The organism is Streptomyces panacea (assembly GCF_040560175.1).
Classification (GTDB): Bacteria; Actinomycetota; Actinomycetes; order Streptomycetales; family Streptomycetaceae; genus Streptomyces; species Streptomyces panacea.
The window spans coordinates 1-24,545 of the sequence record NZ_JARJHW010000081.1 but is presented as its reverse complement, the minus strand read 5'-3'; the positions used below and the strand labels follow the sequence as shown (position 1 = coordinate 24,545).

Sequence of the window (24,545 nt, the reverse complement as noted above, 5' to 3'; positions counted from 1 at the left end):
GCCGACACAACACAGACGTGATATCCGGCGAGTCGCACAATCATGGCCTCCGACTGCCGGAAGAGAAAGAGACAAGCCATGAGAACTCGAAGAACCGCTGTCGTCAGTGCCCTGGCCGCCATGTCCATGCTCGCGGTGGGCGCCTGCGGTGCCACCGCGGAGAAGAAAGAGACGGGCAAGAGCGACGGTCCCGTCACCGGCCTCCGGATCATGGTCCCCAACACTCCGGGCGGTGGTTACGACACCACGGCGCGGACGGCGGCCAAGGTGATGGAGGACGCCAAGATCGCGTCCGGTATTCAGGTGTTCAACCTTCCGGGCGCCGGCGGCACGGTCGGTCTGCAGCGCACGGTGAACGAAAAGGGCAACGGCAAGCTCGCCATGCAGATGGGGCTGGGAGTCGTCGGCGCCGCGTACACCTCGAAGTCGAAAGCGACGCTCTCGCAGACGACGCCGCTCGCCAAGATGGTGGAGGAGGCGGGCGCAGTCGTCGTGCCCAAGAACTCGCCGTACAAGACGATCGACGATCTCGTCACGGCCTGGAAGAGCAATCCAAAGAACGTCGCTGTCGGCGGCGGCTCGTCGCTCGGCGGACCGGACCACCTGCTTCCGATGCAGCTCGCCAAGGCTGTCGGCATCGAACCGAAGAAGGTCAACTACATAGGTTACGACGGCGGTGGTGAGCTGCTCCCGGCGATCCTCGGCAACAAGATCGCCTTCGGTGTCAGCGGTTTCGGTGAGTTCCTCGACCAGATCGAGGCGGGTCAGGTGCGGGTGCTCGCGGTGACCAGCGCGAAGCCGATCGAAGCCCTCAAGGATGCTCCGACGCTGAAGTCTTCGGGTATCGACATGGTCTTCACCAACTGGCGCGGAATCGTCGCCCCGCCCGGCATCAGCGATGCCGACAAGAAGGTCTGGGTCGACTCGCTGACGGCGATGCACGACTCCAGGGAGTGGAAGGCCGAGCTGACCAAGCACGGCTGGACCGACGCCTTCATGACAGGCGACGACTTCGCCACCTTCCTGACGGACCAGGACAAGGCTGTCGCCGACATCCTCGCAGAGCTCGGTCTGGCATGAGCCTGGACGTCAACGCGGACACCGACTCGGGTTCCCGCCGGTCCCCCGGCGGGGACCGCGCACAGTACGGTGTGTGCGCGTTCCTCGCCCTGCTGGGCGTGTTGGTGATCGTCGACGCCACCGGTATCGCGCACTCGACGAGCAGCACCGACCCGGTCGGGCCGCGCACAGTGCCGGTGCTCCTCGGCGTACTGCTGCTGGTGATCGCCGGGGCGTACACCGTCGATGTCGCGCGGGGCGGTCGCGCCGAACCGGAGGCCGGTGAGGACGTCGACCTGACGAATCCGGTCGACTGGCGGACCGTTCTGCTGCTGATCGGCGCGTTCGTCGTCAACGCGGTGTTGATCGAGCCCCTCGGCTGGGTGATCAGCGGGGCGCTCCTGTTCTGGGGAACGGCCTTCGCTCTGGGCAACCGGCACTACGTTCGCAACCTGGCGATCGCGGTGGCGCTGTCGCTGACCACCTTCTACACCTTCGCGATCGGGCTCGGCGTCAATCTCCCGGCCGGCGTGCTGCAAGGAATCCTGTAATGGACAACCTGAACCATCTGCTCGAGGGGTTCGCGCACGTCGTCACCCCGATGAACCTTCTGCTGGCGCTGATCGGCGTCACCATCGGCACGGCGGTCGGGGTCCTGCCCGGCATCGGCCCGGCCATGACCGTGGCTCTGCTGCTGCCGGTGACGTACGGAATGGAGCCGACCGAGGCATTCATCATGTTCGCCGGCATCTTCTACGGAGGCATGTACGGCGGTTCGACCACCTCGATCCTGCTGAACACACCCGGCGAATCGTCCTCGGTCGTCACAGCCATCGAGGGCAACAAGATGGCGAAGGCCGGCCGGGCGGCGCAGGCACTCGCCACCGCGGCGATCGGATCCTTCGTCGCCGGAACGATCGGCACCCTGCTGCTGGTGCTCGTCGCCCCGCTCGTGGTGGATTTCGCGGTCGGCCTCGGCGCACCGGACTACTTCGCGATCATGCTGCTCTCCTTCATCGCGGTCACCGCGGTGCTCGGCTCGTCGCGCATTCGCGGGTTCGCCTCGCTGGTCGTCGGCCTGGTGATCGGCATTGTCGGAATCGACTCGGTCTCCGGGCAGCAGCGGCTCACCTTCGGTGTCCCCCAGCTCGCCGACGGCATTGATGTGGTGGTGGTCGCCGTCGGCATCTTCGCCGTCGGCGAGGCCCTCTGGGTGGCCGCGCATCTGCGGCGTCAATCCGCGGGAGTGATCCCCGTCGGCGTGCCCTGGATGGGCCGGGAGGACTGGCGACGGTCCTGGAAGCCATGGCTGCGCGGCACAGCCCTCGGCTTTCCCTTCGGGGCCATGCCGGCCGGCGGCGCGGAGATACCTACGTTCCTGTCGTACGCCATGGAGAAGAAGCTGACCAAGTACCCCGAGCAGTTCGGCAAGGGGGCGATCGAGGGAGTTGCCGGCCCGGAGGCGGCGAACAACGCGTCCGCGGCCGGCACCCTGGTGCCGATGCTCGCCATCGGGCTGCCGACGAACGCGACCGCGGCGGTGATGCTCGCGGCATTCCAGTCGTACGGCATCCAGCCCGGCCCTCTGCTGTTCGAGCGCGAGTCGGGGCTTGTCTGGGCACTGATCGCCAGCCTGTTCATCGGCAATCTGCTGCTGCTCCTGCTGAATCTGCCCCTTGCTCCGGTCTGGGCCAGGCTGCTGCGAATACCGCGCTCCTATCTGTACGCGGGGATTGTGTTCTTCGCGTCGATGGGTGCCTACGCGGTCAATGCCCAGCCCTTGGACCTGTTCCTTCTCCTGACGCTGGGTCTGATCGGTTTCGGCATGCGGAGATTCGGGCTGCCGGTGCTGCCGCTGATCGTCGGCGTCATCCTCGGCCCCCGCGCGGAACTGCAGGGCCGGCGGTCGCTTCAACTGTCGGGCGGCGAGCTGTCCGGTCTGCTGGGCGGACCGGTGTCCTATGCGATCTACACGGTGATCGTGCTCGTACTGGTCTGGCCGCTGGTCCGCCGGTACATCGTGCGTCCGCTCGTCGAGCGACAGAACTGAAAGGGGTAGCCATGACGGTACTGGTTGGATACGTGCCATCGCCGGAAGGAGAGGCGGCCCTGCGCGCGGGAGTCGACGAGGCGCGCACCCGGGGCGAGACCCTGCTGGTGATGAATACCTCGCGAGGCGACGCCTACGTCGACCGCGGTTTCGCACAGCGGAAAGACCTCGACCAAGTCCGACGGGACCTGACCGAGCTGGGTGTCGACTTCGACATACGCCAGGTGGTCGGCGGGCGCGATGCCGCCGAGGAGATCGTCGAGCTGGCGGGGTCGTCCGAGATCACCCTGGTGGTGATCGGGCTGAGGCACCGCAGCGCGGTCGGCAAGCTCCTCCTGGGATCCTCGGCGCAGCGGATCCTCCTGGACTCGCCGTGTCCGGTCCTCGCGGTGAAAGCAGATTCCTGACACTCCGTCGCCTCGGGGTGCGTGAGGGCCAACCCGGTCCTGCGCCACACCCGGGTCGACGGAGGGCACGCGCACGGCGTCGTCGTCGCGTCCGGTAAAAGCAAAAGCCCCAGATCACGGCGAGTGAGTTCTGGGGCCTTCACAGAGCCGCCTTCGGGATTCGAACCCGAGACCTACGCATTACGAGTGCGTTGCTCTGGCCAACTGAGCTAAGGCGGCAAGCTGCGGAGTTGTCTGTTCGCGCACGGTCAGGTTCGCATCAGCAGCGGCGCCAAGTCTACAGGGTTCTTGAGGGTGCCCCGCACCAGTCCCCCGGTGGGGAGGGGGGTGTGGTCAGCACTTCTTGCCGCTCTTCGGTGGGGTGCCTTCGAGGAGGTACGTGTTGATCGCCGTGTCCACGCAGTCGCTGCCGCGGCCGTACGCCGTGTGGCCGTCGCCGTCGTAGGTCAGCAGGACACCCGAGGAGAGCTGGTCGGCGAGGGACTGGGCCCACTTGTACGGGGTCGCCGGGTCGCGGGTGGTGCCGACCACGAGGATCGGGGCCGCGCCCTTCGCCTCGATGCGGTGGGGGGCGCCCGTCGCCTTCGTCGGCCAGTAGGCGCAGCTCAGGGAGGACCAGGCCAGGCCGGTGCCGAAGACCGGGGAGGCCTTCTGGAAGGAGGGCACCGCCTTCTCGACCTCGGCGGGTTCGGTGTAGGCGGCCGGGAGGTCCAGGCAGTTGACCGCCGCGTTGGCGTACATGAGGTTCGTGAACGAGCCGTCGCCCGCGCGTTCGTAGTAGCTGTCCGCCAGGGCGAGGAGTCCGGAACCGTCACCGTCCATCGCGCTGCTGAGGGATTCGCGGAGGCCGGGCCAGGCGGACTCGTCGTACATGGCGTTGATCACACCCGTCGTCGCCAGCGACTCACCCAGTTCACGAGGCTCGCCGGTCGGGATCGGCTTGGCGTCGAGGGCGTTGAAGAATTCCTTCATGCGTTTGCCCGCATCCGCCGGCGACCCGGTGCCCAGGGGACAGTCCGGCTGCTTCACGCAGTCGGCCGCGAACGCCTTGAAGGCGGTCTCGAAGCCCGCCGTCTGGTCGCGGTTGAGTTCGGCGGCCGGCAGCGAAGGGTCCATCGCACCGTCGAGGACGAAGCGGCCGACGCGGGTGGGGAAAAGTTCGGCGTACGTGGCGCCGAGGAAAGTGCCGTACGACGCGCCGACGTACGGCAGCTTCTTGTCGCCCAGGACGGCCCGGAAGATGTCCATGTCGCGGGCGGCCTCGATGGTGGAGACGTGCGGGAGCACCTCGGCCGAGCGCTTCTCGCAGCCTCGCGCGAGCTTCTTGTAGGAGTCCGCCAGGATCTTCCGCTCGGCCGCGTCGTCGGGTGTCTGGTCGACCTGGGTGTAGGCGTCCATCTCCTTGCCCGTGAAGCATTCGACGGGCGCACTGCGGGCGACCCCTCGCGGGTCCATCGCCACCATGTCGTACCTGGCGCGGACCGGGGCCGGGTAGCCGATGCCCGCGTATCCCTGGAGGTAGTCGATGGCCGAGCCGCCGGGGCCGCCCGGGTTGACCTGGAGGGAACCGAGGCGCTTGCCGGGGCCGGTGGCCTTCTTGCGGGCGACGGCGAGTCTGATCTCGGTGCCGTCCGGCTCGCCGTAGTCGAGCGGCGCCTTCATCGTGGCGCACTGGAAGCCGGGCACACCGCAATCACGCCAGCCGAGCTTCTGCCCGTAGAACTTCTTCAGCTCCGTCGGCGCCCCCGACACCGCCGACTCCGCGCCGGACGACGACGAATCACCGGAAGTGCAACCGGAGACGAGCAGAACGGCCGCCGCCAGCCCGGTGGCGGAGAGACGGAAGAGGCGCCTGAAGTCCATTCGAGGAGCCTAAGGGCTGTCCCGTAGTCCCGGGTGGATCAGCGCGCGGCGTCAGACGCGGTGCGTCGCAAGGCGGAGGGTCACCCTTATACCGGGCGTATCCGGGCGATCCGACAACGCGGCGAGGTGCCGTAGCTGTCGTCGCGCGCCCGCCCGGGACTACGGGACAGCCCTTGGCCGTCAAGCGCCGGGTGTCCCCTTTCTCTGTGCGTACGGGTGATTCGCCCGCCGGACGGGAGGGTCGGCTCAGCCGGCCCGGAGCGACACCGTCATCGCCTCCACCGCCAGCAGCGGCGCCACGTTGCGGTCGAGCGCCTGGCGGCAGGCCACGATCGCCTCTATCCGGCGCAGCGTGGCCTCCGGCGTGGACGCTCTCGCGATCCGGTCGAGCGCGTCCCGTACGTCCTCGTTGGCCAGGCCGATCCGCGAGCCGAACTGGATCGCCAGCACGTCCCGGTAGAAGCCCGTCAGATCGGTGAGCGCCAGGTCGAGGCTGTCCCGCTGCGTACGGGTGGAGCGGCGCTTCTGCCGATCCGCCAGGTCCTTCATCACTCCCGCCGTACCTCGCGGCATCCGGCCACCCGGCGAGGCACCGAGGGCGGCCTTCATGTCCTCGGTCTCCTTGACGTCCACTTCCTCGGCGACCTGCTTCGAGTCCTCCCCCGCCGCGTCGATGAGTTCCTGGGCGGCCCGGAGGCAGCCGCCGATGTCCTCGACGCGCAGCGGGACCTTGAGGACGGTGGCCCGGCGGGCGCGGGCCCGTTCGTCCGTGGCGAGACGGCGGGCGCGGCCGATGTGCCCCTGGGTGGCACGCGCGGCCGCGGCGGCTGCCTCCGGCTCGATGCCGTCGCGCCTCATCAGGACGTCGGCGACGGCGTCAACGGGTGGCGTACGGAGCGTGAGATGGCGGCAGCGGGAGCGGATCGTGGGCAGGACGTCTTCCAGGGAAGGGGCGCAGAGCAGCCAGACCGTACGGGGCGCGGGCTCCTCGACGGCCTTCAGCAGCACGTTGCCCGCGCCCTCGGTGAGACGGTCCGCGTCTTCGAGGACGATGACCTGCCACCGTCCGACGGCCGGGGAGAGCTGGGCCCGGCGGACCAGCTCCCTGGTGTCCTTGACGCCGATGGAGAGCAGGTCGGTACGGATCACCTCGACGTCCGCGTGCGTACCGATCAGGCTCGTGTGGCAGCCGTCGCAGAACCCGCAGCCGGGCACACCTCCCAGCGCGCGGTCCGGGCTGGTGCACTGGAGGGCGGCGGCGAAGGCCCTGGCGGCGGTGGCGCGGCCGGAGCCCGGCGGGCCGGTGAACAGCCACGCGTGCGTCATCCTCGTCGCCTCGGGCAGCGGGGTGCCCGAGGATTCGGCCGTGACACGGGCGTCCGCGTCACGCGCGGCCGCGGTGAGCGTCTCGGCGATGCGGTCCTGCCCGACCAGGTCGTCCCATACGGTCATGCGCCGTCACCACCTCCGAGTCGCGCGCTTCGGCATCCGGACCGGGATCGGGCCGGATGCCGACTTTCGAGATCCATTGTGGGGCCGGGGTCTGACAATCCCGTCCCACCTGGGCGGAGGCCGACATTCCAGCCCCGGCCCCAGCCCCAGCTACCGGCCCCGGCTCCCGCCTGATCCGACTTCAGCGACCGCCGCGACCGCCGCGCGCCCTGCCCGTGGTGTCGTCGTCATCGTCGTGCGGACCGAGCAGTTCGTCGGCGAGGGTCGGAAGGTCGTCCAGCGGAGTCTCCTCCGCCCAGTCCGAACGCCGCCGTGCCGGCCGCTCCGGATCGACCCGCGGCATCTCGCGCGTGCGGTCGTTGCCCGCCGAGGCGGGCGGCACCGGCACCGAACCCTGTTCGTCGTCCCGGAAGTAGCCGGGCGGCACCCGGTCCGCCGGATCCGCGTCCCGTACGGGCGGCAGCACGGCGGTCTCGTCGACCGCACGGTCGACGGGGCGCGCCTGGGGCGCGTCGGGAACGTCACGTACCGGAGGCAGTACGGCCGTCTCGTCGACCGCCCGATCCGCCGCTCCCGACCCCGAGCTCGGCCCCGACCCCGAGCCCGTCCCCGGCCTTTCCGCCGGATCCGGAACCTTCGGGATCACCCGCGTCTCGTCGTTGTCCGCGACCGGCTCGGCGACCGGCGGCGTCGGGACCTCCTGCGTCGCGTCGTCCGGGGCGACCACCCGCTTCCCCCCGGCAGCGCCCGCGGACGGCGGCTGCACGACCGGCGTCGGAACCGTCAACTCGTTGTCCGACTCGGCACGTCCACCCTCCGAAGTCTCCGAAGTCTCCGAAGTCTCCGAAGCCCCCGAAACCTCGGCGGCCCGCGCGGCCTCCGCAGCCTCTGCGGCCTCCGCCGCGGTCGCCGCCTCCGAAGCCTCCGCCAGCCGTCGCGCCTCCTCGGCCCGCAGCAGTGACTCCTCCGCCCTGCGCTGCTTCTCGCGCCGCCGCTCCTCGGCCTCGGCCCGGAGACGGCTCTCCTCCTCGGCCAGCCGCCGCAGCCGCGCCTGCTCCGCGCGCCGCGTCTCCTCCTCGGCCTCGCGCCGTACGCGCTCCTCCTCGGCGAGCCTGCGCGCCTCCTCGGCCCGCTCCCTCGCCTCCATCGCCTGCCGTTCGGTCTCGCGCTGCCGCGCCTCTTCCAGCTCGCGGCGCTTGCGCTCCTCCTCCTCGGCACGGAGCTTGGCGAGCTGCGCCTGCCGCTCGCGCTCCAGGCGCTCCTCCTCGGCCTTCCGCGCGGCCTCTTCCTCGGCCCGGCGCCGCGCCTCCTCGGCGGCGGCCTTCCGCGCGTCCTCCTGGGCCTGCACCTCGGCGGCGGAGAGCGGCAGCATCTGATCGAGCCGGTGCCGCACGACGGTGGTGACGGCCTCGGGCTCCTGCGCCCCGTCCACCACCAGATAGCGGGCCGGGTCGGCGGCGGCGAGCGTGAGGAAGCCGTCCCGTACCCGCTGGTGGAATTCGGCGGGCTCGGACTCCAGCCGGTCCGGCGCCTCCGTGAAGCGCTCGCGCGCCGCCTCGGGCGAGACGTCGAGCAGCACTGTCAGGTTCGGTACGAGACCGTCCGTGGCCCAGCGCGAGATACGGGCGATCTCGGTCGGCGCCAGATCCCGCCCGGCGCCCTGGTAGGCCACCGAGGAGTCGATGTAGCGGTCCGAGATGACGATCGCGCCGCGCTCCAGGGCGGGGCGTACGACCGAGTCGACGTGCTCCGCGCGGTCGGCGGCGTACAGCAGTGCCTCCGCGCGGTTGGACAGACCGGCGCTCGACACGTCCAGCAGGATCGAGCGGAGCCGCTTGCCGACCGGTGTCGCGCCCGGCTCGCGGGTCACGACGACCTCGTGGCCCTTGGCGCGGATCCACTCCGCCAGCGCCTCGACCTGGGTCGACTTGCCGGCGCCGTCGCCGCCCTCCACGGCGAGGAAGAAGCCGTTCGCCGCCTGGGCCTGCGCCGGGTCGGCCCCGCCGCGCAGCGCGTCACGCAGATCACGCCGCAGCGGTACGCCCGACCGGTCGTCGGTCTTCGCCAGTACGACGGCGGCCACCGGCAGCAGCAGCGCGCCGCCCAGCATCAGTGTGAAGGCCGCGCCGCCGTGCGCGAAGACGAAGTCGCCGGAGGCCAGCCGGTGCGGTCCGATCGCGGCGGCCAGTACGGGCGCCACCACGGCGCCGAGCGCCACGGAGACCCGTACGACGGCCTGGAGATGGTCGGTCTGCCGGCCGCGCCGGAACTCCTCGGTCTCCTGGTCGATCAGCCCGTGGCCGGTGTTCGCGGCGACGCCGGCGGACACACCGGCGAGCACCGCGACGAACAGCACGGTCGCCGTGTCCGGTACGAGTCCCATGACCAGCAGCGCGACACCGGTGAAGGCGATCGCCAGCGCGAGCAGCCGACGGCGGGAGAATCCGGGCAGCACCTTCGCGGCGCCGCCGATGCCGACGCCGACGCCGCCTGTCAGCGCGAGGATCAGGAGGGCGAAGGCGACGGGGCCGCCGCCCAGGTCCTTCGCGTGCAGTACGGAGACGGCGGCGGCGGCGGCGATGGCCGCGGCGACGGCCGCGCAGGCGACGACGAGCAGCGGCACCGCGCCCGTACGGCCCTTGTCCGGGCCGGTTCCGGTCGCCGGAAGGCGCAGTCCTTCGAGGGGCGAGCGCGGGCGCGGGGTGGGGCCGCCGGGCAGCTCCAGCATGAACAGGGTCGAGACGGACGCGGCGAACAGTCCGGCCGCGACATAACTGCCGAGGGCCGCCTGGTGCAGCGAGAACCACTCGATGCCCGTACCGAGCAGATTGCCGATCAGTGTGACGACGAGCAGGACGGTGGCGGCCGCGGGGATCGCGACGAAGCCGGTGCGCAGCGAGAGCCGGCGCAGCGCGTCGAGATGGTCGGGCATCGGGCGTACGGCGGCGCCTTCCGGCGGCGGGGCCGGGAGCAGGGCGGGTGCCGCGCTCTCCTTGGCCACCGTCCAGAAGCGCTCGGCCACGCCGGCGACGAAGACCGTACTAAGAAGGATGGGCAGTGCGTTGTCGGGGCTCCAGTCGAGCCAGAGCGGCGCGACGATGAGCAGGGCGAGGCGTACGCCGTCGGCCCCGATCATCGTCCAGCGACGGTCCAGCGGTCCGCCCTTGGCGCCACCCTTGGCGTCGGAGGCCGCGTCGGACTTCGCCCCTGACCCTGGTGCGGTGAGGGCGGAGAGCGGTCCGAGGAGTACGGCTCCGAAGAGCACTGTGGCAAGGATCCGGGCACCGAACACCGCTGCGACGGCGAACGCCACACCTCGGTATCCCGCTCCGAACGAGCCCTCGGCGACCGCCGCCTGCAACGACAGCAGCAGAAGCACGAGCAGGGCGAGTGCATCGCCGATGCTGCCCACGAGCTGTGCGCCCCACAACCGCCGGAGCGGGGGGAGGCGCAACAGAGCTCGTACGGCACGCTCTCGTGAGTCTGCGGCAAGTGCGTCGGAGTCGGAGGTGGGGCTCACGACCGTTGGCTGCTCGGCTCGCGTCATCCGCCCAGCCTATCCGGAGCCCGCCGGTCCTCGGAGGCCCGCCCGAACAAACGACCGCCGCACGGGTCTCCGGGCGATCCCGATGGAGACTCGTGCGGCGGTCGCGCTTCCGTACAGAGGGTGCGCGGAGGGCGCCTACAGGCGTGCGTACAGAGGTCCGTACACGCCCCCGCGCCCGTCCTACTCGTCCCCGTTCGAGCCCGCGCCGGACGACGACGCCGTCGACTTCTTCGCGGCCGCCGACTTCGTGGTGGTCTTCTTCGCCGTCGTCGTCTTCTTCGCCGCGGTCTTCTTCGCCGTTGTCGTCTTCTTGGCGGGAGCCTTCTTGGCGGTGGTCTTCTTCGCCGGGGCCTTCTTCGCCGTCTTCTTCTTGGCGGGCCCCTTGGCGCGCTTCTCGGCGAGCAGCTCGTAGCCTCGCTCCGGCGTGATCTCCTCGACGCTGTCGTCCGTCCGCAGCGTCGCGTTCGTCTCGCCGTCCGTGACGTACGCCCCGAAGCGGCCGTCCTTCACGACGACCGGGCTCCCGCTCACCGGGTCCGTGCCCAGCTCCTTCAAAGGAGGCTTCGCCGCGGCCCGTCCACGCTGCTTGGGCTGGGCGTAGATCGCCAGCGCCTCGTCCAGCGTGATGTCGAACAGCTGGTCCTCGCTGGTCAGCGACCGCGAGTCGGTGCCCTTCTTGAGATACGGGCCGTAGCGGCCGTTCTGCGCGGTGATCTCGACGCCCTCGGCGTCCGTACCGACCACGCGCGGCAGCGACATCAGCTTCAGCGCGTCCGCCAGCGTCACCGTGTCCAGCGACATCGACTTGAACAGCGAGGCGGTCCGCGGCTTGACGGCGTTCTTCCCGGTCTTCGGGGTGCCGTCGGGCAGGACCTCGGTCACATACGGGCCGTAGCGGCCGTCCCTGGCCACGATCTGATGCCCGCTCTGCGGTTCGACGCCGAGCTCGAAGTCACCGCTGGGCTTGGCCAGCAGCTCCTCCGCGTACTCGACCGTCAGCTCGTCGGGCGCCAGGTCCTCGGGCACGTCGGCCCGCTGGTGGCCCTCCGCGTCCTTCTCGCCGCGCTCGACGTAGGGGCCGTAGCGGCCGACGCGCAGCATGATGCCGTCGCCGATCGGGAAGGACGAGATCTCGCGGGCGTCGATCGCGCCGAGGTCCGTGACGAGCTCCTTGAGCCCGCCCAGGTGGTCCCCGTCGCCGTTGCCCGCGGCAGCCGCGGCGGTCGCGGCGGCTGCCGTGCCGTCCGAGTCGTCGCCCGTGCCGAAGTAGAACCGCTTGAGCCACGGCACGGACTGCGCCTCGCCCCGCGCGATGCGGTCGAGGTCGTCCTCCATCCGCGCGGTGAAGTCGTAGTCGACGAGCCGGCCGAAGTGCGTCTCCAGCAGATTCACCACGGCGAAGGAGAGGAAGGACGGGACAAGCGCCGTGCCCTTCTTGAAGACGTAGCCGCGGTCGAGGATCGTGCCGATGATCGACGCGTACGTCGACGGGCGGCCGATCTCGCGCTCTTCCAACTCCTTGACCAGCGAGGCTTCGGTGTAGCGGGCCGGCGGCTTGGTGGCGTGACCGTCGACGGTGATCTCTTCCGCCGAGAGCGCGTCGCCCTCGGCGACCTGCGGCAGACGGCGCTCGCGGTCGTCCAGCTCCGCATTCGGGTCGTCGGCACCTTCTACATAGGCCTTCATGAAGCCGTGGAAGGTGATCGTCTTGCCGGACGCGGAGAACTCGGCGTCCCGGCCGTCGCTCGACGTGCCCGCGATCTTGACCGTGACGCTGTTGCCGACCGCGTCCTTCATCTGGGAGGCGACGGTCCGCTTCCAGATCAGCTCGTAGAGCCGGAACTGGTCGCCGGTCAGACCGGTCTCGGCGGGCGTACGGAAGCGGTCGCCCGAGGGACGGATCGCCTCGTGCGCCTCCTGCGCGTTCTTGACCTTGCCGACGTACACACGCGGCTTGTCGGGCAGGTAGCTCGCCCCGTACAGCTGCGTGACCTGCGCCCGCGCCGCCGAGACGGCGGTGGCGGACAGGGTCGTGGAGTCCGTACGCATATAGGTGATGAAGCCGTTCTCGTACAGCTTCTGCGCGACCTGCATCGTCGACTTGGCCCCGAAGCCCAGCTTGCGCGAGGCCTCCTGCTGAAGCGTCGTCGTACGGAAGGGGGCGTACGGGGAACGGCGGTACGGCTTCGACTCGACCGAGCGGACGGCGAACGACGTGTCCTGGAGGGCGGCGGCCAGCGCGTGCGCGGCGGCCTCGTCCAGATGCTGCACCTGGTCGGACTTCAGCTGTCCGTCCGAGCCGAAGTCGCGGCCCTGGGCGATGCGGCGGCCGTCGACCGCCGACAGCCGGGCATTCAGTACGGAGGGGTCGGAGGCGTCGCCGGTACGGCCGGTGCCGAAGGTGCCCGTCAGGTCCCAGTACTCGGCGGAGCGGAAGGCGATGCGCTCGCGTTCGCGCTCGACGACGAGCCGGGTGGCGACGGACTGCACGCGGCCGGCCGACAGGCCGCGCATGACCTTCTTCCACAGGACGGGCGAGACCTCGTAGCCGTACAGCCGGTCGAGGATCCGGCGCGTCTCCTGCGCGTCCACCATCAGCTTGTTCAGCTGGCGGGGATTGGCGACGGCGGCCCTGATCGCTTCCTTGGTGATCTCGTGGAAGACCATCCGGTGGACCGGGACCTTGGGCTTCAGGACTTCCTGGAGATGCCACGCGATGGCTTCGCCCTCGCGGTCCTCATCGGTGGCGAGGAAGAGTTCGTCGGAGTCGGCCAGCAGCTCCTTGAGCTTTCTGACCTGGGCCTTCTTGTCGGCGTTGACGACGTAGATCGGCTGGAAGTCGTGTTCGACGTCCACACCGAGGCGGCGCACCTCGCCGGTGTACTTCTCGGGCACCTCGGCGGCGCCGTTCGGGAGGTCGCGGATGTGCCCGACGCTCGCCTCGACGACATATCCCGGGCCGAGGTAGCCCTTGATTGTCTTCGCCTTGGCAGGCGACTCGACGATGACGAGTCGGCGGCCGGCGTGTCCGGTCTCGCTGGTCGGGGACAACTTCGCTCTTCTCTCCGGTCGGCACTTCGGTGGCCCGTACAGCTTTACCGCGGTACGGAAGTACGGCAGTACGGGGCATGACATGCCCCGCTATGACGCCGCTTCGCTGCGGAGTGTGACGGTACAACCCGCCCCCGTGTCAAACGGCGAAAGACCGCAACGGCCACTCGAACGGTAACCCGAGTCCGCACCTTTCTGCCGCCCGGACCCCTGGCCCCGCCGCGCGGGACGGCGTACGAACGCCGCACGGAACAGCTCGGCGGCGGGCCGCGGGAAGGGCTTCACCGCAGGTCCCGGGGGTCGGTGGAGGGCATACCCCGGGCGGGATCCCGGCTGGATCCGGCGCCGTACGACTCGTCGGGCGCGCCGGTCCCCGACGTGCGCCGGCCACTGCGGGCGGGCCGGGAATCAGATCCGGCCGAAGCACCAGAGGCCGAGGGCGACGAACGACACGCCCGCGAGGGTCGCCAGCGTGATGGATGTCGCAGGGCTGACACCGTGCGCCACCGGGGCGCGGTGCAGCACGCGCGCTCCCGTCCACACCAGCAGTGCGGCTCCGAACAGCGCGAACGCCGCTCCCGCGAAGATCGCCGGCCCGCTCTCCATGCCCGTACCCCGTTCGATTCGCGGAGCCGAGCGCCCCGGAGGCAGAGGCTGGCACCTCGGCACGTCATTGGCGCGAATTCCGCGTGAACGGCGCGGGGGTTCACTCGCGCGGCGTCCGCCGGGTGCCCGTACGGGGGCGCGACCCCGGCGCGCGCCGTACGGCTCCCGCTCCGGCACCCGCCAACTGCGGCCGTACGATCTCCGTCGGCCGGGCCAGTGGAAATACGCCACCGGCATGGGCGGCCGGCGGCCGGGACCCGCGTCGGATCAGGCCCCGGGCGCGGCCACCGGGACCAGGAAGCCCTCCTCCACCAGCACCCGGATCGCCTGCGGCGTGCGGTCGCGCAACCGCACCGGGTCCTCCCCGACGAGCTGGGCGATCGCGTCCAGGATCCGCCCGGCGCTCAGCGAGCCGTCGCAGACCCCGGCGAAGCCCGCGGCGACCGTGTCGACCTTCGTCGCCCTCCGCATACCGCGGTTCTGACGGAGCACCACATGCTCGGGGTCCTCCGCGCCGGGCAGTCCGACCTGCTCCTGGACGACCTCGGGGGCGAGCGTGAAATGCGCGGTGAGCAGGGCGGCGTCATCGTGCTCGCGCAGATAGTCCTGACGCTCGAAGTGTGCCCGTACGGTCTCGCCGAGCGGCTGCTCCACGGGATGCGGCCACTCCTCCACGACCACGGAGGGACGCTCGGACCCCGACTTCCTGAGGGTGATCCAGCCGAAGCCGACGGCCTTGGTCTCGCGCGCCTCGAACTCGTCCAGCCACGCCTCGTAGCGCGCCGCGTACGCCTCCGGGTCGGCCCGGTGGTCACCGCTGTCGCGCAGCCACAGCTCCGCGTACTGCGTCACGTCCTGCACCTCGCGCTGCACGATCCAGGCGTCGCAGCCGCGCGGCACCCAGGAGCGGAGCCGGTCCTGCCACTCCTCGCCCTCCACGTGCTGCCAGTTCGCGAGGAAGTGCGCGTACCCCCCGTCGGCGAGGCGGTCGCCCGTCTCCTGGACGAGCGTCCGGCACAGGTCGTCGCCGCCCATGCCGCCGTCGCGGTAGGTGAGCCTGGCGCCGGGAGAGATCACGAACGGTGGGTTCGACACGATCAGGTCGTACGTCTCGCCGTCGACCGGCTCGAACAGCGACCCCTCACGCAGCTCGGCGGCGGGCGCCCCTGACAGTGCGAGGGTGAGCCGGGCGCACTCCAGCGCACGCGGGTTGAGGTCGGTGGCGGTGACCCTGGTGGCGTGGCGCGCCGCGTGCAGCGCCTGGATGCCGGACCCGGTGCCGACGTCGAGGGCATGGGTGACCGGCGTACGGACCGTGAGTCCGGCCAGCGTCGTGGAGGCCCCGCCGACGCCGAGCACCACACCCTCGCCGTGGCCGATCGCGCCGGAGGCGCCGCCGACCGCGCAGCCGAGGTCGGAGACGATGAACCAGTCCTCTCCTTCCGGGCCGCCGTACGGCCGTACGTCCACGGTGGCGCTGACGAACGTGCCGTCTTCACCGTCGGCCGTACCGCCTTCCGGGGCGGCGTCCGTGGCTGCTTCCGTGGCGTCGGCCTCCACGATCCAGCCGTCGGCCAGGCACTGCGACAGCGGCAGCGCAGCACGGACCCGCTCCGCGGGGACCGGACGCTGGAGCAGGAAGAGTCTGACGAGCGTTTCGAGCGGGGTGTCGCCGCGGGTGGCCCGCAGGGCGGGCACCGTCTCGCTGCGGGCCAGCGCGGCGTACGCGGGCGCGCCGAGCAGGTCCAGCAGGCCGTCGACGGTGAAGTCGGCGGCGAGCAGGGCGTCACGGAGTCGGGGCGAGTGGTCGGGCGCGGGAAGGCTGGTCGTACTCACCCGTCCATTGTGGCGGCTCCCACCGACAAACGCCTGCGGCCCGGCTCCCCGGGCGGGGTGCCGGGCCGCGGGTTTCGCGTCCGAGAGCGGTACTGCGAGGCTTACGTACTACGGCGCGTTCCTCTGACGAATCGACAGGAGAGCGACAGAAGAACGCCTCTTCACATCAGGCACGTCAGGGGCTCAGGGCTCATACGGCATGCGGCATGCGGCATGCGGCATGCGGTCATGGGCTCAGGAGGACGTGTCGGCGGACGGTCACGTCGACGGCGCGTCCGATCCGGTGTCGGCGGGCGCGGACGTCTTCGGCCGCTGGCAGCCGGGCTGCTTCGCCATCGCCGCACCGACATCGCCGGACTGAAGTTTCTGCAGCGCCTCGTCACCGCTCTTGCTGAGCTTGTCGAGTTCGTCGGCGACGCCCTTGAGGCCGTCCGCGAACTTCGCCTGGTCCTTGGTGTCGAGGTCGTCGACCTCGGCCTTGAGCCCGGCGTACGCCGTGGAGGTGGCGTTGAGCTCGCTGACAGCCTCCTTCTGGGTCTTCTCGCCGTCGTCGACGGGCGGGGCGCCCGCTCCGTTCACGGCCGCGCCCAGCGCCTTGTAGGCGTCCGAGATGGACTGGAAGGCAGCCGCGTCCGTCTTCTGGACGTCGGCGGGCTTGCTGCTGTCCGAGGTCGCCTGCTGGATCGAGGCATTGGCGTCGGCGATCTTCGTCAGCTGCGGCTGGACCTGGTCACAGACCTTCTTGGCCCAGTCGTTCACCTTGCTGTCGCCGTCGTCGCTGCACCCCGACAGCGCCATGAGCAGTACCGAACCGCCGGAGAGTGCGGCTACGAGCTTCTTCTTCACCGGATTGGGTCCCTTCCAAGGCTCTCGGCCCCGGAACATACACGCCAAGTGGGCGACTACCGCACGCCGAGTGTCCGTTCAATAGGCTATTGCGGCCATTTGCACCAAGGGAGAGAACCCTCACGCCGTCCGCTTCCACGGCGCCGGCAGGCGGACGGGCGGCGCGTCAAGACGCGCCGCCCGCAAGCCAGTTGCTATGCCGTGGCTACGAAGCAACCGCCGGGTCCGGTGACTTGGTCGTCCCGTCCCCGGATCCGCCTCCTCCCTCGCCCCCGTCGTCCACGGTCACCGAGCGCCGCTTGGAGACGTACACCGCCCCGACGATCACGGCGATCGCCAGCACCGCCACCACCGCGCGTACCCCGGCGTTGGCGTCGTCCCCGTAGCTGAACTGCACCACCGCCGGAGCGATGAGCAGCGCCACCAGGTTCATGACCTTCAACAGAGGGTTGATCGCCGGTCCCGCCGTGTCCTTGAACGGGTCGCCGACGGTGTCGCCGATGACGGTCGCGGCGTGGGCGTCGCTGCCCTTGCCGCCGTGGTGACCGTCCTCGACGAGCTTCTTGGCGTTGTCCCACGCCCCACCGGAGTTGGCGAGGAAGACGGCCATCAGCGTGCCGGTGCCGATCGCGCCGGCCAGGAACGAGCCGAGCGCGCCGACACCGAGCGAGAACCCCACGGCGATCGGGGTGAGCACGGCGAGCAGACCGGGTGTGGCCAGCTCGCGCAACGCGTCCTTCGTACAGATGTCGACGACGCGCCCGTACTCCGGCTTCTCCGTGTAGTCCATGATCCCGGGGTGCTCGCGGAACTGCCGCCGCACCTCGTAGACCACCGAACCGGCCGACCGCGAAACGGCGTTGATCGCGAGCCCCGAGAAGAGGAACACGACCGCGGCGCCGAGAATCAGTCCGACGAGGTTGTTGGGCTGCGAGATGTCCAGGCTCAGTCCCATCTCGTCGGCCTTCGCCCCCACGTCGGACACGGCCGTGGCGATGGCGTCGCGGTACGAGCCGAAAAGCGCCGCCGCCGCCAGTACGGCGGTCGCGATGGCGATGCCCTTGGTGATGGCCTTCGTGGTGTTGCCCACGGCGTCGAGGTCGGTGAGCACCTGCGCGCCCGCGCCCTGGACGTCCCCGGACATCTCGGCGATGCCCTGGGCATTGTCGGAGACGGGACCGAAGGTGTCCATGGCGACGATGACGCCGACGGTGGTGAGCAGTCCGGTGCCGGCCAGCGCCACCGCGAAGAGCGCGAGCATGATCGAGGTACCGCCGAGCAGGAACGCCCCGTACACGCCGAGAGCGATCAGGAGCGCCGTGTAGACGGCGGACTCCAGACCTATGGCCACACCGGCCAGGACGACGGTCGCGGGACCGGTGAGCGCCGATTTGCCGATGTCGCGCACCGGGCGCCGGTTGGTCTCCGTGAAGTAGCCCGTGAGCTGCTGGATGAGCGCCGCGAGCACGATGCCGATGGCGACGGCGACCAGCGCGAACGTCCTCGGGTCACCGGAGTGCGAGGTGATCTCCTCGGCCGTCACTCCGTCCAACTCCGCGTACGAGGACGGGAGATACGTGTACGCCGCCACGGCCACCAGGACCAGCGAGATCACCGCGGAGATGAAGAAACCGCGGTTGATCGCGGTCATCCCGCTACGGTCGGAGGGCCTCGGCGCGACGGCGAAGATGCCGATCATCGCCGTGATGACACCGATCGCGGGGACGATCAGCGGGAAGCCGAGCCCGAAGTTGCCGAAGGCCGCGGTGCCGAGGATGAGCGCGGCGACGAGCGTCACCGCGTACGACTCGAAGAGGTCGGCCGCCATACCGGCGCAGTCGCCCACGTTGTCCCCGACGTTGTCGGCGATCGTCGCCGCGTTGCGCGGGTCGTCCTCGGGGATGCCCTGCTCGACCTTGCCGACGAGGTCGGCGCCGACATCGGCGGCCTTGGTGAAGATGCCGCCGCCGACACGCATGAACATGGCGATCAGCGCGGCGCCGAGGCCGAAACCCTCCAGCACCTTGGGGGCGTCCTCGGCGTACACGAGGACCACGCAGGAGGCGCCCAGCAGGCCGAGGCCCACCGTGAACATTCCGACCACGCCACCGGTACGGAAAGCGATCTTCATCGCCTTGTGCGCGACCGCTGTCAGATCCTTTTCCGGTTCTCCCTCCGCCGGGGTCGCCTCTCGCGCGGCCGCGGCGACGCGCACATTGCTGCGTACGGCGAGACGCATGCCGAAGTATCCGGTGGCCGCCGAGAAAAGCGCACCCACCAGGAAGAACAGTGAACGTCCCGCGCGTTCCGACCAACCGTCGGCCGGCAGCAACAACAACAGGAAGAACACCACGACGGCGAAAACGCCGAGGGTGCGCAACTGCCGTGCCAGATAGGCATTCGCGCCTTCCTGTACAGCCGCCGCGATCTCCTTCATGGAATCGGTGCCCTCGTCGGCCGCCAGCACCTGGCGGACCAGCCGCTGGGCGACGAGCAGCGCCGCCAGCGCGATGACCGCGATGACGATCACGATCACTCTGTTGCCGTCCGTGAGTATCGCGGCAGCGAGAGAAGTGGGGTGTTCGGACAGTCGCTCGGACAGTTGTGGATCGATGTGCCCCGCCATTCGTCCTCCTTGACGCTCAGCGCTCAAGATGGACGGATTGTAGGGAGCGGAAGCTGATCAAAACAGAGTGCGCCGCGTGTAATTGACCTTGACTTACGGAGCCGCAAATGATCGGCCCTCGAAAAGCGCTCCGAAATACGTAATGGGATTAGCGCATTGACTGGTGATCAATTCCCTCGGAGAAATAGAAAAGGCCCTGCTCAGCAGGGCCCTCAAAGAAATTGGATCACACTGTCACGGCCGCCCCGGCGGGGGACCTGCCCGGACGGGCAGGCCACTCGCCGCGGACCGTACGCACACGCGCATTCAGGAGAGCGCGACCGCCGAGGCGGTCGGCCAGCTCATCCGGATGACGCCGCCCTTGTCGTCGGAGGTCACTTCCACGTCGTCGACGAGGCCGCTGATGACCGCGAGGCCCATCTCGTCCTCGCCGTCACCCGTGTCCGTCTCGTACAGATCGCCCGCGAGGACGGCCCTGCGGGAGACCGGTGTGTTCTCCGCGGCGGCCGCGGTGCCCGGGGTGGGCACCTCGTCACCGACCTCGATGGAGAAGACCTTCTCCTCCTCGGTCAGCACGACCCGCACGGGCGCGGTGATGCCGTGGCTGCGGTGCAGACCGACCGCGCGGCTGCACGCCTCGCCGACGGCGAGCCTGACCTCGTCCAACACTGCTTCGTCGACACCGGCCCGGCGCGCCACGGCAGCCGCCACCAGACGGGCCGTCCTGACGTGCTCGGGCTGGGCGCTGAAGCGGAGTTCAACGGTGGCCATGCGATCCCCCTCAGACGTACGAGCGTGCGAATCTGGGGCTCGGGCGCCCCGGGCATGACGCCCGGTGCCCCCTGCCCTTCCTTCCGAAAGCCTCCGGCCGGCCTCAGTCGGTGGCGGCGACGGCCTCTTCGACCGTGGTGTGAATGGGGAACACCTTGGTCAGGCCAGTGATCCGGAAGATCTTGAGAATGCGCTCCTGGTTGCAGACCAGACGCAGCGAGCCCTCGTGGGCACGCACACGCTTGAGTCCACCCACGAGCACGCCGAGACCGGTCGAGTCGAGGAAGTCCACGCCCTCCATGTCGACGACCAGGTGGTAACTGCCGTCGTTCACCAACTCGACCAACTGCTCGCGCAGCTTGGGCGCGGTATACACATCAATCTCGCCACCGACCTCGACGACCGTACGGTCGCCACCAGGGCCGGACACATTGCGAGTCGACAGGGACAGGTCCACGGATCCTCCAGCACCTTGCAATCGAGCGGTCGCCCCTCGGGTCTCTCCCGACGGAGCCAGGGGGCGTATCGCCAGCCGCGATGGCATTCAATCACTTACCGGCAGCCATGCACGACGCCTTAGGACCATTGTCCGCCACGCCAGTGACAGACTCGGTGCCGATGGCCACGAATCACGGTCCTGGCAGGCCGCCCGAGAGCGGGGACTCCCGCCCCTCCCCCGGTACGGTCCTGGACCGGCTCACCGCAGGGGCGGGCCGGGCTGCGCGCATCACTCATACGGAGCACTTGCCCCCGCGTGTGGGCAGACATGCAGTCTGGCCCGATCGCATCCGACCAGAAGTGATCAACGCCATTCAGCTGGCCGGGGTCGACCACCCGTGGGCCCACCAGGCCGCCGCCGCCGAGCACGCCCTGGACGGCGAATCCGTCGTGATCGCCACCGGCACCGCGTCCGGCAAGTCCCTCGCCTACCTGGCGCCGGTGCTCAGCGCGCTCCTGGACGGCTCCGAGGCACCCAACGGCCGCGGCACGACCGCTCTGTACCTCTCCCCGACGAAGGCGCTCGCCGCCGACCAGCGCCGTGCCGTGAAGGCGCTCGCCGCACCGCTCGGCAACAGCGTGCGCCCCGCCGTGTACGACGGCGACACCCCCGTCGAAGAGCGCGAATGGGTACGCCAGTACGCCAACTACGTACTCACCAACCCCGACATGCTGCACCGCGGGATACTCCCCGCCCACCCCCGCTGGTCCTCCTTCCTGCGGTCCCTGCGCTACGTCGTCATCGACGAGTGCCACACCTACCGCGGCGTCTTCGGCTCCCATGTCGCCCAGGTCCTGCGCCGGCTGCGCCGCGTCTGCGCCCGGTACGGCTCCCATCCCGTCTTCCTCCTCGCCTCGGCCACCGCGGCCGAGCCCGCGTCGGCGGCCGGGCGGCTCACCGGTCTGCCCGTCCACGAGGTCGCCGACGACGCGTCACCGCGCGGTGAGGTCGTGTTCGCCCTCTGGGAGCCCCCTCTCACCGAACTCCACGGCGAGAAGGGCGCACCGGTCCGCCGCACCGCCACGGCCGAGACGGCCGACATCCTCACCGACCTGACCCTCCAGGGCGTCCGCTCGGTCGCTTTCGTACGGTCCCGGCGAGGCGCCGAGCTCGTCTCGGTCATCGCCCAGGAACGCCTCGCCGAGGTCGACCGCTCCCTGGTCGGACGCGTCGCCGCCTACCGGGGCGGCTACCTCCCCGAGGAACGCCGCGCCCTGGAGCGCGCCCTGCACTCCGGCGAGCTCCTCGGTCTCGCCGCCACCACCGCCCTGGAGCTGGGCATCGACGTCTCCGGCCTCGACGCGGTCGTCATCGCCGGCTATCCGGGCACCCGCGCCTCCCTGTGGCAGCAGGCGGGCCGCGCCGGACGCGCCGGACAGGGCGCGCTGGCCATCCTGGTCGCCAGGGACGATCCGCTGGACACCTTCCTCGTGCATCACCCCGAGGCGCTGTTCCAGCAGCCCGTCGAATCGACCGTGCTCGACCCGGACAACCCGTACGTCCTCGCCCCTCACCTGTGCGCGGCCGCCGCCGAACTGCCGCTCACCGAAGCCGATCTGGAACTCTTCGGCCCCGCGGTGCCCGACTTGCTGCCGCAGCTCGTCGAGGCGGGCCTGCTGCGACGGCGTACCACCGGCTGGTACTGGACCCGCCGGGAGCGGGCCGCGGATCTCGCCGACATCCGCGGTGAGGGCGGCCGGCCCGTCCAGATCGTCGAGGCGGGCACCGGCAGGCTGCTGGGCACCGTCGACGAAGCGGCCTCCCACACCGCCGTGCACGACGGCGCCGTCCACCTGCACCAGGGCCGCAGCTATCTGGTGCGGCGACTGGACCTGGCGGACTCGGTCGCGCTCGTCGAGGAGGCCAGCCCGCCGTACTCCACGACCGCGCGCGACACCACCGCCATCTCCGTCCTGGAGACCGACACCGAGATCCCCTGGGGCGGCGGGCGCCTCTGCTACGGCTCCGTCGAGGTCACCAACCAGGTCGTCTCCTTCCTCCGCCGCCGGCTCATCACCGGCGAGGTCCTGGGCGAGTCCAAACTCGATCTGCCGCCCCGTACGCTGCGCACCCGCGCCGTCTGGTGGACCGTCACCGAGGACCAACTCGACGCGGCCCGGGTCAATCCGGAACAGCTGGGCGGCGCCCTGCACGCCGCCGAGCACGCGTCCATCGGGATGCTCCCGCTCTTCGCGACCTGCGACCGCCGGGACATCGGCGGCGTGTCCGTACCGCTCCACCCGGACACGCTGCTGCCGACGGTCTTCGTGTACGACGGCCACCCCGGCGGCGCGGGCTTCGCGGAACGCGCCTTCCACACGGCGCGCGAATGGCTCACCGCGACCCGCGAGGCGATCGCCTCGTGCGAGTGCGAGGCGGGCTGCCCGTCGTGCGTCCAGTCCCCGAAGTGCGGCAACGGCAACGAGCCCCTGCACAAACGCGCGGCCGTACGACTCCTGGGCGAACTCCTGAAGTCGGCGCCGCCCTCGGGCACCCCGGACCCGGCGGACCTGCCCGGCCAGCGCGCGGCCGAGGCCGGAGCCGAGGTCACGGGCTAGCCCGTGACCCGCCGATCTGTGTGGGCTCGCGGACAGGCACGGACGCGGGCGGTGCGTCCGGTGGGCCCGCGCGGGACCTGACCGTCGGGGTGTACGGGCCGAAGCCCGCCCGCGCGGTCACGTCGGCGATCTCACCGGCCACCGCGCACCGCACCACCTCCGCGCCCTGCGCCCCGGCGACCTCGGCCGCCCTCGCGCAGGCGGCCTCCGCTCCCCGCAGCGCGTACCCGGCCGCCGCCAGCGCCGCCAGGTCCGCCGCCGAACCCGCGCGGTGCCGGGCCACGACCGCCTGGCCCATCCCGAGGATCACCGCGAACACGGCGCACAGCGCGGTCGTCGCCATGGCCGCCCACACCGACGCCGACCCCCGGTCACGGTTCATGGAACCGCTCCGCCCGTCGCCGTGTCCTCGGCCGGTGCCACCGCTTCCGCGGCGAGCGTCAGCGCGATACCGCGCGGCCCCGGGGTCGGCGCCTCCACCCGTACGCGCCACAGGTCGTCCGAGCGGCCCATCGTGACCTCGGCGCCCGCCGGGGCGGCCGAGCGGGCGGCTTCCATCGCCGCGCCCCGAGGCTCGGCTCGGGCCGCGGCCCGAGCCCCCGCCCTGGCGGCGTCCACGCACTGGATCTGCGCGGAGGCCGCCATCAGGGCCCACAGCAGTGCGGCGACGAACACCACCAGCGCGGGCACCGCCACGGCGGCCTCCGCCGTCACCGACCCCCGATCGCCGTCGTCATCGACCGTCCCGCACTCAGAACTTCGCATCGAGAGCGTTCCCGATGACCGATTCCAGGGCGCCGGAGACGGGCCCGCTGGTGACCACCTTGTAGAGCACCGCGGCGAAGCCGCACGCGGCGAGAGTCCCCACCGCGTATTCGGCGCTCGCCATTCCGGAGTCCGCCCGCAGGGCGGCACGAAACCGGCGCCCGCTACCGACCCGGACCCTGCTCCGGCGCAGTCGGCTCGCCCCGCTCGCCGCCTCCACCACACGCCATGCCCGTCGTCCCGACGGTCCCATCCGCATCCTCATGTCAACCTCCCGTTGGATCAGCACAGTTGGATCAGCACAGTTGAAGCAGTTCAGTTGCCCCGCAGCAGCCCGGTCGCCAGGCCGATCACCACCGGGGCCACCCCCACGGCCAGAAAGGCGGGCAGGAAGCACAGCCCCACCGGGGCGGTGATCAGCACCTGGGCCCGGCCCGCGCGGGCCGCGGCCTGCCGGGCCCGTTCCGCCCTGAGGCCGTCGGCTAGCCGGGAGACCGGCTCCGCCGCTGGCGCTCCCGTGGACCCGGCCCGCTCCAGACAGCGGGCCAGCTCCGCGGCTCCCGGTATCTCGCCGAACCGCCCCCACGTCTCGACCGGTTCGCCCCCGAG

At 70.7% G+C, this 24,545-nt stretch carries 19 protein-coding genes and 1 tRNA gene; 5 read left to right on the top strand and 15 right to left on the bottom strand.

The window, feature by feature from the left end:
• Nucleotides 1–78: 78 nt before the first annotated feature.
• Genes P3L51_RS20085 through P3L51_RS20070 form a run of 4 tightly spaced genes read left to right on the top strand, consistent with a single transcriptional unit; the run spans nt 79 to nt 3,516 of the window.
• The gene (locus P3L51_RS20085) at nt 79–1,080 is read left to right on the top strand and encodes a Bug family tripartite tricarboxylate transporter substrate binding protein (protein WP_354606642.1); all 1,002 of its coding nucleotides are present in this window, start codon (nt 79–81) and stop codon (nt 1,078–1,080) included.
• Nucleotides 1,077–1,610 (top strand): tripartite tricarboxylate transporter TctB family protein, encoded by a 534-nt coding sequence (locus P3L51_RS20080; RefSeq protein WP_354606641.1) that lies wholly within the window; start codon nt 1,077–1,079, stop codon nt 1,608–1,610. Before P3L51_RS20085 ends, P3L51_RS20080 begins: the two co-directional genes overlap by 4 nt.
• Nucleotides 1,610–3,109 carry a tripartite tricarboxylate transporter permease gene (locus P3L51_RS20075; protein ID WP_354606640.1) on the top strand — a complete coding sequence of 500 codons (1,500 nt, stop codon included), beginning with the start codon at nt 1,610–1,612 and terminating at the stop codon, nt 3,107–3,109. Before P3L51_RS20080 ends, P3L51_RS20075 begins: the two co-directional genes overlap by 1 nt.
• Nucleotides 3,110–3,120: 11 nt before the next feature.
• The gene (locus P3L51_RS20070; RefSeq protein ID WP_354606639.1) at nt 3,121–3,516 is read left to right on the top strand and encodes a universal stress protein; all 396 of its coding nucleotides are present in this window, start codon (nt 3,121–3,123) and stop codon (nt 3,514–3,516) included.
• Nucleotides 3,517–3,661: 145 nt separating this feature from the next.
• Here P3L51_RS20070 and P3L51_RS20065 read toward each other — a convergent pair.
• From P3L51_RS20065 to bldG, 11 genes are all read right to left on the bottom strand, one after another.
• Nucleotides 3,662–3,735 (bottom strand) — tRNA-Thr (locus P3L51_RS20065).
• A 114-nt stretch (nt 3,736–3,849) separates the two neighbouring features.
• Entirely contained in the window at nt 3,850–5,379 is a 1,530-nt protein-coding gene (locus P3L51_RS20060; protein ID WP_354606638.1) for an alpha/beta hydrolase, read from the bottom strand.
• Nucleotides 5,380–5,625: 246 nt separating this feature from the next.
• Complete coding sequence (locus tag P3L51_RS20055) at nt 5,626–6,831, bottom strand: DNA polymerase III subunit delta' (RefSeq protein WP_354606637.1); 1,206 nt, start codon at nt 6,829–6,831, stop codon at nt 5,626–5,628.
• Nucleotides 6,832–7,012: 181 nt separating this feature from the next.
• On the bottom strand, nt 7,013–10,378 hold the full coding sequence (gene tmk / locus P3L51_RS20050; RefSeq protein ID WP_354606636.1) for a dTMP kinase: 3,366 nt from the start codon (nt 10,376–10,378) through the stop codon (nt 7,013–7,015).
• A gap of 180 nt (nt 10,379–10,558) precedes the next feature.
• A complete protein-coding gene (topA, locus tag P3L51_RS20045; protein WP_354606635.1) occupies nt 10,559–13,429 on the bottom strand; it encodes a type I DNA topoisomerase in 2,871 nt (956 codons plus the stop codon).
• A gap of 408 nt (nt 13,430–13,837) precedes the next feature.
• Nucleotides 13,838–14,035: a hypothetical protein gene (locus tag P3L51_RS20040; RefSeq protein ID WP_354606634.1), complete on the bottom strand. Its 198-nt coding sequence runs from the start codon at nt 14,033–14,035 to the stop codon at nt 13,838–13,840.
• Nucleotides 14,036–14,302: 267 nt separating this feature from the next.
• Nucleotides 14,303–15,871 (bottom strand): DUF7059 domain-containing protein, encoded by a 1,569-nt coding sequence (locus P3L51_RS20035; RefSeq protein ID WP_354606633.1) that lies wholly within the window; start codon nt 15,869–15,871, stop codon nt 14,303–14,305.
• Between the two features lie 258 nt (nt 15,872–16,129).
• Complete coding sequence (locus P3L51_RS20030) at nt 16,130–16,717, bottom strand: small secreted protein (RefSeq protein WP_354606632.1); 588 nt, start codon at nt 16,715–16,717, stop codon at nt 16,130–16,132.
• Nucleotides 16,718–16,922: 205 nt separating this feature from the next.
• Complete coding sequence (locus tag P3L51_RS20025) at nt 16,923–19,343, bottom strand: sodium-translocating pyrophosphatase (protein ID WP_354606631.1); 2,421 nt, start codon at nt 19,341–19,343, stop codon at nt 16,923–16,925.
• Nucleotides 19,344–19,649: 306 nt separating this feature from the next.
• Nucleotides 19,650–20,114, bottom strand: a complete 465-nt coding sequence (locus P3L51_RS20020; protein WP_354606630.1) for an ATP-binding protein — start codon at nt 20,112–20,114, stop codon at nt 19,650–19,652.
• A 103-nt stretch (nt 20,115–20,217) separates the two neighbouring features.
• The gene (gene bldG, locus P3L51_RS20015) at nt 20,218–20,571 is read right to left on the bottom strand and encodes an anti-sigma factor antagonist BldG (protein WP_078075833.1); all 354 of its coding nucleotides are present in this window, start codon (nt 20,569–20,571) and stop codon (nt 20,218–20,220) included.
• An 80-nt stretch (nt 20,572–20,651) separates the two neighbouring features.
• Between bldG and P3L51_RS20010 the strand changes: the two genes are divergently transcribed.
• The gene (locus tag P3L51_RS20010; RefSeq protein ID WP_354606629.1) at nt 20,652–23,171 is read left to right on the top strand and encodes a DEAD/DEAH box helicase; all 2,520 of its coding nucleotides are present in this window, start codon (nt 20,652–20,654) and stop codon (nt 23,169–23,171) included.
• Here the strand turns inward: P3L51_RS20010 and P3L51_RS20005 are convergent.
• The 4 genes from P3L51_RS20005 to P3L51_RS19990 form a co-directional block, all read right to left on the bottom strand.
• Nucleotides 23,161–23,553: an Rv3654c family TadE-like protein gene (locus tag P3L51_RS20005; RefSeq protein WP_354606628.1), complete on the bottom strand. Its 393-nt coding sequence runs from the start codon at nt 23,551–23,553 to the stop codon at nt 23,161–23,163. The genes P3L51_RS20010 and P3L51_RS20005 overlap by 11 nt on opposite strands.
• Nucleotides 23,550–23,936: a TadE family type IV pilus minor pilin gene (locus P3L51_RS20000; protein ID WP_354606627.1), complete on the bottom strand. Its 387-nt coding sequence runs from the start codon at nt 23,934–23,936 to the stop codon at nt 23,550–23,552. The genes P3L51_RS20005 and P3L51_RS20000 overlap by 4 nt, the downstream gene beginning before the upstream one ends.
• Nucleotides 23,923–24,189, bottom strand: coding sequence for a DUF4244 domain-containing protein (locus tag P3L51_RS19995; RefSeq protein WP_354606648.1), 267 nt, complete (start codon nt 24,187–24,189; stop codon nt 23,923–23,925). The genes P3L51_RS20000 and P3L51_RS19995 overlap by 14 nt, the downstream gene beginning before the upstream one ends.
• Before the next feature lie 62 nt (nt 24,190–24,251).
• On the bottom strand, nt 24,252–24,545 hold a 294-nt coding region (locus P3L51_RS19990), incomplete at its 5' end, for a type II secretion system F family protein (RefSeq protein ID WP_354606626.1).